The following is a 7374-nucleotide window of genomic DNA, read 5'->3' as shown; positions in this document are numbered from 1 at the left end:
TAAAAACAATTGATTAGCTTCGTGTTAAGTGGTCTGCCTTGATGTGATTTTACTAGTGGGCATGGCTTTTGCCCCTTCTTTGATGTTGATGACATTTATTGTCCTTTAAATCAGGAAAAAGAATGGGTCTAGAAAGTTATGTCTACTGCTCGGCGTTATCCTAAACATATTTTGTTTTTATTGTCATGTCCCTTGCCTGTGTGAGTGCTAGCATTTTGATTTCAGGTGTTACCTGGAATGCCTTGCTTATTGCCTTGCTTGGTGTCATTGCTCTTGCTTTGATGCTTTGGCAATGTGCTTCTGCCCAGGCATTGCAGCAGTTAGCGCATTTGCTTCAACTTCCGGATAGTCAGTATCGCGATTTACCTTTAGAGGGTTTAGGTAAAGATGAAAGCCTAAAAGCCTTCAAGGATTATTTACTTAGCCATGAACGCTCAGAACAAAGCAAGGAGGAGTACTTTGCTGAGTTTGTTCATATGGCCAGAGAACTCTCAATTAGTGCCTTGTCGGCATCAACCAATGCAAAAGAGCAAAAGGCTTCGATTACCTCATCAGCAGCGGCTGTGACTGAGTTGAGTCAGAGTGTGGAAGATGTAGCGGCACAAATCAAATATGTTCACGACGACATAGAACGCTCGCGTGAGCAGACAACTGAAGGTATCGCTGAGGCCCAATCTGCCACAAATGAAATAAGCCGTATGGTCGGTTTATCTAAAGAAAGTGAGGTACTGGTTACAGAGTTGTTGGAGCATACCAACAATGTCGCAGCGATGTCGAAAATCATCATTGATATATCGGAGCAGACTAACTTGCTATCGCTTAATGCTGCGATAGAAGCGGCGCGAGCAGGCGAACATGGGCGAGGGTTCGCTGTGGTCGCAGACGAGGTTCGAAGTCTTTCAATTCGTTCTAGAGAGTCAGCTAATGAAATAACCGAAAGCATCAATAATGTGCAAAAACGAATGGTAGGCGTTACCGATAAGTCTTGTCAGGTAATGCGTGCTGCAGAAGATAACGCTGCGCGTATCAACCAGCTTGAAGGCTCTTTGGGAACGATCGCAAATATGATCGATAGCATTACAAACAAAATGCTCGTGATTTCGACAGCAACGGAGCAACAGAATATTGCAACGCGTGAAATCTCCGAAAATGTTGAGGCTTTATTAGGTAGGGCAAATGACAATTCCGTCATTGCAGATGAGACAGTTAAGGTTGCAGAGTATCTTGCAGACCGCGCTGAACGCTCACAAGCTAGTATAGAGAAGGAGTAAAGTTTGTCAGGTTTATTAATAGCGTTCGTCACCATTATTCTTGGGGTGCTTGTTTGTGTTAAGGCGATGAGCAGTAAAAAACGTAAGCACATTGAGGCCTTGTATACCAATATTGGATTGGTTAAAAACTTAAAGGTATTACTTATATTCATTCAGCAACATCGAGGCCTAACGACGGGTTATCTTCATGGTGATCGGTCTTTAGATAATGCTGTCAGGCAGGCGAAGCAACGAGTCGATAATCAGTGGCGAGTAATTGAGAACGACCACCCCTTAATTATAGAGGATCAGTTGTTCGAAGGTATCTCAACTCACTGGAAACGTCTGTCGTTTCGTTGGCAGCAGAAAGCAGTGACCAACAATATTGAACAGCACAATCGGCTTATTATCAACTTGCTGTACCTGATAGAAAATCAAGCAGAAAGTTATCTACCCATGCTTAGTTTTGGTCGTGACTCTGGGTTAGATGTTATTTGGAAGGAATTGCTTGAGACAATTGAAGCGATTGGGCAAACGCGTGCTATTGGTATGGGGGTCGTAAGTTGGATCAAACAGAAGATAATAGGCGTCTGTCTTCAGCACTTCTAAGTCCATCAACCCAACAGGCAACGCAATCCCATCTTTCTTAGCTTTCAGTTCCCGAGTCATTATAGTTAATTACCCAGTCAGAAGTCTTATGAAATTCAGGTGACTCAAAACGATGTCTCATGTTTAAGACAGATTCGTAGAAGACATCTTCCAATAGAAAGTTCACAATAAATGCCGGAATAAAACCACCCGGCTCAGTATGCCCTTGCCAGACGATTCTGGTTTTCTCGTTGCCTTCAGGAATCAGTACTAGTTCATTATTAACTTTAGGTGTTCGAATAACACCTTCATTTTTGGGTAGAGCATCGCCTTCAAACCATTCTTTAATTCGAACGACTTTTGAATCAGTTTCCTGTGTTAGTTGCTGGCCTGCGACGATATCTCTGTCAGCCAGTGGCCAGGGTAAACCCATTCTCATATAGATTTTTCTGGAACGTTCATCGTCAAAGGGCTCGATTTCATATGCGTCTACCATGTCTTTGACCCATTCAGGGAAGGTCTTGATATCAGAGAAATTGGCAACAATATTAGATAGCTTTGATTGCACCACTTGCTCTGCTTTAAAGGCAATAAAGTCACTGCCCGGCCAGTCGCGGGTAAACACCTTGATGCCATTTTTTTCTAGCATTAAGTCCCAACCGCTATCGTCCAGGGCCGGAGGGAGGTCAGTTCGATAGGCTTCAAGCTCAGCAGAGACGGTCGTAGAAAAAATACTTAATGTGACCATCAAATATTGAACGGTAGAAAGTACAGTATGTTTCATGAATTTATTACCTAACTAAGCAGTGTCTAAATCATTTTACTTTGAAATTTAGACCAGTAATGTGAGTTGCTCGGCATTGTTTCTTACTGACGTGATACAAGGAATATGTCTCGATATGTGGTTATTTATATCTATCATGCCGCGCATAAAGTTTGTCATAGATAAACTGTCTGAACCAACGATGCATTGGGTCATGGTGCATCCGTGCGTGCCAAAACATGGCGATCTCTAAGGGTGGAATGGGGAAAGGAGCGCTAACGACGGTAAACTTATCCTGGTCGACATAACGTCGAATAAAACCACTGGGTAACAGAATCATATAATCGGTCGCGGCGATGATTTCCAGCGCAGCAAAAAAGTGTGGCACCGTGAGCGCGACCTTTCGTTGTTGACCAATGCTTTTAAGGTAGTCATCAACCGGACTTTTGCTGGTGCCTGAGGAGCTAATTACGATATGGTTCATACCAATATATTCTTGTAAGTCTATCTTTCCTTCAGAGGGATGAGACTTCCTGATAACGCCTGCGTAGTTATCTTGAGCAACGATGCGTTGGTGTATGTTATCGGGTGGAGAGGTGACGCCACCAATCATCAGGTCTACCTGATTATGTTCAAGCTCAGTGAGTAGGCTTGAGCGCCAATCAACTGTTGATAAACTTAACTTTGGTGCGGCTTCTTGCAATAGCGGAACTAATTTTGGTAATAGGTTATTAGTGCCATAGTCGGTCGTTGCAAGTCTTAAGGTACCTTCGTAATCTTTAGGGCTGAACTCGATAGGGTCAAGTAAAACACTGATTTGCTCGAGTGCCTGATTCACTAAGGGAAGCAGTTGTTCAGCGTTCTTAGTCAGTAATAAACCTTTTCCAGAGCGCACAAGTAATGGGTCTTGAAAGGCTTCTCTTAGTTTACCCAAGGTTCGGCTAACTGCTGATTGTGTGAGGTTTAATTGTTCTGCCGCCCGTGTGACATGCTTTGTTTCCAGCAACAGTTTTAATACTACAAGGCTATTCAGATCGAACTGGCGAAGTGTGACTAGATTCATGAGCAAGGCTAACCCACAGCTATTGGTATGATTTAAAATCATAGCATACATAATAATAATGAATTGTATTTATGTGTTCTCTGCCTGCATACTGAACTCGAATTTTTTGATCGCTCGTTGTAAAGAGGTCGTTATGAGCAAGCAAACTGAAGCGTTATATGAAAAGACTATTGAAGTGCGATGGGCTGACTGTGATGCGAATCAGCATATGAGGCATTCTGCTTATTCTGATCTGTGTGCGCATACTCGAGTTGCGTTTCTTAATGAGATCGGTATGACGGCGAAGTGGTTTAAGCAACATAATGTAGGCCCCGTTCTTTTTAAGGAAGAGACTGAGTACAAAGCCGAAGTTAATATAGGTGATGAGTTGCGCGTAACAGTGGAGCCAGGTGAGCCAACTGGTTTTACCAAAACTGTGCAGATGCTACAAAATATCTATAAGGCCAATGGTGAACTATCGGCAGTTCATCGTTGTGTGGTGGGCTGGATGGACCTTGAAGCGAGAAAGATAATTGAGTTGCCCGAGAAGATTAAAGAGCTGTATTTGATAGAAGCGCTAGTAGAGGTCTGATTCTTTAGTGGTGTTCTTAATCGCTCAGGTTTTGAATGTCGCTATTAGTCTCATATAGACTGTGTTGTATGGAGCGTTAGCCTGCTTTATTAGTTTCCTTAGCCCCACTTGCATGGTCTTCTTACGCGATATGGTATTTACCCAAGGCGGTAAAGTGTGCTCTAGTAATGCAAATCTACCGGCTTATGCAATAGAAGGGGACTACCCAAGATACTCTGTATCGATGAGGATGCCTTCGCGCCGGAAGCTTCGATGACTACTAAAAAACAACAATCAGAGGCAGCACACTAATGAATCAAGAAACGATTTATATCACCGGTGCAGCGAGTGGCATTGGCCAGGAAATCGCACGGCGCTACGTAAAAACGGGTGCCAACCTGGCCTTATTCGATCTAAAGTTTGATGAGCAGGCAAAATCGCTTATTGAGGATCTAAGGCATAACTCCAGTCAGGGTATTGCCTATTACGAAGCCGATGTGACAGACCTGGATGGCCTGCTTAAAGTAGTTTCAGAAGCGGCGTGTCATGTGGGATTACCAACGATAGCCTTGCATTGTGCAGGTATTAATCGCACTGGTTTATTTGAAGCTGTACCAGCTAAAGAGTTTGAGACTGTTGTGACAGTTAACCTTTTTGGTTCTCGTAACTTTGCTCAGGCGACTATTCCTTTATTGAAGAAAAACAAAGTGCCTAGCAAGTTAGCCTTGGTGGCTTCTATGGCAGGGTTGGTCGGTACTTATGCCTATACCTCTTACAATGCCTCTAAGTTTGGGGTGGTGGGTTTAGCTCAGGCCTTGCGCACCGAACTGGCGCCTGAAGGTGTAGCGGTTCAAGTGATTTGTCCGCCAGAAGTTGATACGCCGATGGTGCATGAAGAACACAAAACTATTCACCCGGTTACCTTGAAGCTAAAACTTACAGCCGGTGCACTGACCTTGGAGCATGCGATTGACGATATTATGAAAGGCTTGGAATCGAAGCGTTTTTACATCATTCCAGGCAAGCTCGCCCGGATGACCTATTGGATGAACAGACTGATTCCCGTAAAGCTAGTTAATTTCTATATTGATTCGATTGTCAGAAACGTATTGAAACAACAAAAATAATAGGCAGGCCGCAATGAAGAAAGTATTTATTACCGGCGCAAAAGGTTTTATCGCACAAAGTCTGGCGCGTTGCCTAAATAAAAAAGGTATCGAGACCTGTGGGATTGATCTAAGTGCCAATCAGGAACAAAACATCATACAAGCTGATTTATTTGAGCCAGAGAGATGGCGAGACATGCTAGCTGGTTGTGACACCCTCATTCACACGGCTGCAGTGGTCTCTAATGCTGCAACAGAAGAGGAAACCTGGCGCGTTAATGTGTTGGGTACGCAGACTGTATTAGATGAAGCGGCAAAGTGTGATAACAAAAAGCGCTTTCTGCACTTTTCCTCCGTTGCCGCGTTGGGCTTAAGTCACACCGGAGCAATGGATGAAAATACTGCCTTGAGGGCTTGCGGTCAGAAATATTCAGACTCCAAACTGGCTAGTGAACATTTGGTTCTGAACTACAACAATGCAGGAAAAGTGGATGCCACCATTATCCGCCCTGCAGATGTTTACGGTCCGGGCTCCCGACCCTGGACCGTGACGCCAATTGACATGATGAAGCAAAAGAAATTCATCGCCCCGAAAGAAGGTATGTTCGGCCCAGTGTATATTGATGACTTGGTTGAGGGCTGTTATTTGGCACTGAACTCAGACAAGGCAATCGGACAGATTTATATCCTATCAGGCATGGGGCAGGTGAGTAATCAGGAGTATTTTTCTTTTTTAGCCAAAATGTTAGGTTTGGACTCGGCAAGAACACTTTCCAAACAGCTGCTTTATCCTATCGCTTTTGCCGCGGAGCGAATGGCTCATCTTTTCGGTAAACGTACAGAATTAAATCCTTCTACCGTTGCGATGCTATCGAGGCCTAGTGCTAAATATATCCATGATAAGGCCAGTGCAGAGCTAGGGTATCAGCCTAAAGTTAGCCTTGAAGAAGGTATGGCTAGGAGTGAGCAATGGCTGCGTGAGCAGGGAGTGATATAAAACTACCTCATCATGTAGACAGAAAGTCCCAACCCTCGCTGAGGCGACTGATTACTATGAGCTTTAGAGTCTGACTCGCTCAATTTTTTGTACAAGATAGGCGCTGCTTATTTTCAGTCATCACAATAATTCGCTCTGGTTGGGATAAAAAATATGACGGCTTCATGCCTAGCATCATATTAAAAGTATGGGTGCAATGAGATAGGTCGACAAAACCCGCATCAATGGCGGCGTCGGTTAAACTCTTTCCTCTGCTGATTTCGACTGCGGTGACAAATAACCTATGCCATTGACGATACCTGCGTATGGGTACGCCTGTTTGTTTTTTGAAGACTTTGGTGAGTCCAGGTACTGACAAGTTCACTGTATCAGCGAGACTCTCAATAGATAGGTTTGTGTCAATAGAATCCTTGATCAAATCGACTACCTTAGATACGCGTTTATCACTGTCAAAAGGCTTCTTTACACATGTTTTGAATAGGCTATCAATCTCATATTTGGTTTCGCTCGTGGAGCGTTCTGAGTCGTAAATATCAATAACAGACTGTCTGAATAATTGTTCGTTGCCAAACTCGCTAAAAACCCCTTGGCCCATATCGCGGCAGAGGTCGGATAAGGCGCTAAAGTCCCGCCCCATAACATCTAGATTACAATTTGCGATGACCTGATGTTGTGTATCTATCGTTACAGAGCAGCCCGGTTTTAGTAATACGCATGTGCTTTCAAAACAAATGTTCTGATCTTTTGACTCAACTTTAATAGGACCGCCCAGTGACAGGGTCAGAGTTGCAGCGCCTTGGGATAAGTTCAGTGGCTCTTCAAGCCTGCCAATAAAGAGCGTTCGTTCTTCCCATAGATACAGGAGAGACTTCTTGTTCATTGTTATTAGATCTCGGTACATGTGTACGCTAAAGATAGGCCTTTTGAAGAAAATAGTCCTCTTTTTCATGTTAGTTATGAGAACCAAAACTCACTAGTGATAGAAAAACGAGGGGAGTATCAGATTATACAAGCGAAGTAGTAGGGCTTGGTGTCAGTGTTTAAAAGGCTGGTATTT

Annotated in this window: 8 protein-coding genes; 5 read left to right on the top strand and 3 right to left on the bottom strand. The window is 43.7% G+C overall.

Annotated features, from left to right (window positions below):
• The first annotated feature begins 200 nt into the window (after nt 1–200).
• Both A3763_RS19250 and A3763_RS19245 read left to right on the top strand, forming a co-directional pair.
• A complete protein-coding gene (locus tag A3763_RS19250; RefSeq protein WP_197475994.1) occupies nt 201–1271 on the top strand; it encodes a methyl-accepting chemotaxis protein in 1071 nt (356 codons plus the stop codon).
• 3 nt (nt 1272–1274) lie between these two features.
• Entirely contained in the window at nt 1275–1859 is a 585-nt protein-coding gene (locus A3763_RS19245) for a hypothetical protein (RefSeq protein WP_068516022.1), read from the top strand.
• Between the two features lie 37 nt (nt 1860–1896).
• Here A3763_RS19245 and A3763_RS19240 read toward each other — a convergent pair whose 3' ends face one another.
• Nucleotides 1897–2622 (bottom strand): START domain-containing protein, encoded by a 726-nt coding sequence (locus A3763_RS19240; protein ID WP_068516025.1) that lies wholly within the window; start codon nt 2620–2622, stop codon nt 1897–1899.
• A 121-nt stretch (nt 2623–2743) separates the two neighbouring features.
• On the bottom strand, nt 2744–3664 hold the full coding sequence (locus A3763_RS19235) for a LysR family transcriptional regulator (protein WP_156508895.1): 921 nt from the start codon (nt 3662–3664) through the stop codon (nt 2744–2746).
• A gap of 133 nt (nt 3665–3797) precedes the next feature.
• Between A3763_RS19235 and A3763_RS19230 the strand changes: the two genes are divergently transcribed.
• The 3 genes from A3763_RS19230 (at nt 3798) to A3763_RS19220 (ending at nt 6317) form a co-directional block, all read left to right on the top strand.
• On the top strand, nt 3798–4235 hold the full coding sequence (locus A3763_RS19230; RefSeq protein ID WP_068516029.1) for a thioesterase family protein: 438 nt from the start codon (nt 3798–3800) through the stop codon (nt 4233–4235).
• 290 nt (nt 4236–4525) lie between these two features.
• Nucleotides 4526–5341 carry an SDR family NAD(P)-dependent oxidoreductase gene (locus tag A3763_RS19225; RefSeq protein ID WP_068516032.1) on the top strand — a complete coding sequence of 272 codons (816 nt, stop codon included), beginning with the start codon at nt 4526–4528 and terminating at the stop codon, nt 5339–5341.
• Nucleotides 5342–5354: 13 nt separating this feature from the next.
• A complete protein-coding gene (locus tag A3763_RS19220) occupies nt 5355–6317 on the top strand; it encodes an NAD(P)-dependent oxidoreductase (protein WP_068516034.1) in 963 nt (320 codons plus the stop codon).
• A gap of 79 nt (nt 6318–6396) precedes the next feature.
• Here the strand turns inward: A3763_RS19220 and A3763_RS19215 are convergent, their stop codons facing one another.
• Nucleotides 6397–7197 (bottom strand): helix-turn-helix domain-containing protein, encoded by an 801-nt coding sequence (locus tag A3763_RS19215; RefSeq protein ID WP_068552958.1) that lies wholly within the window; start codon nt 7195–7197, stop codon nt 6397–6399.
• Between the last annotated feature and the right edge of the window lie 177 nt (nt 7198–7374).

Source organism: Oleiphilus sp. HI0128, assembly GCF_001635365.1.
Note: the sequence above shows the minus strand (reverse complement) of the source record. Positions and strands in the feature narration are given on the sequence as shown.

Bases quoted from the DNA above. Each gene is read 5' to 3' on its own strand.
- A3763_RS19240 (WP_068516025.1), bottom strand. From the start codon at position 2,622: ATGAAACATACTGTACTTTCTACCGTTCAATATTTGATGGTCACATTA.
- A3763_RS19235 (WP_156508895.1), bottom strand. From the start codon at position 3,664: ATGAATCTAGTCACACTTCGCCAGTTCGATCTGAATAGCCTTGTAGTA.
- A3763_RS19230 (WP_068516029.1), top strand. From the start codon at position 3,798: ATGAGCAAGCAAACTGAAGCGTTATATGAAAAGACTATTGAAGTGCGA.
- A3763_RS19225 (WP_068516032.1), top strand. From the start codon at position 4,526: ATGAATCAAGAAACGATTTATATCACCGGTGCAGCGAGTGGCATTGGC.
- A3763_RS19220 (WP_068516034.1), top strand. From the start codon at position 5,355: ATGAAGAAAGTATTTATTACCGGCGCAAAAGGTTTTATCGCACAAAGT.
- A3763_RS19215 (WP_068552958.1), bottom strand. From the start codon at position 7,197: ATGAACAAGAAGTCTCTCCTGTATCTATGGGAAGAACGAACGCTCTTT.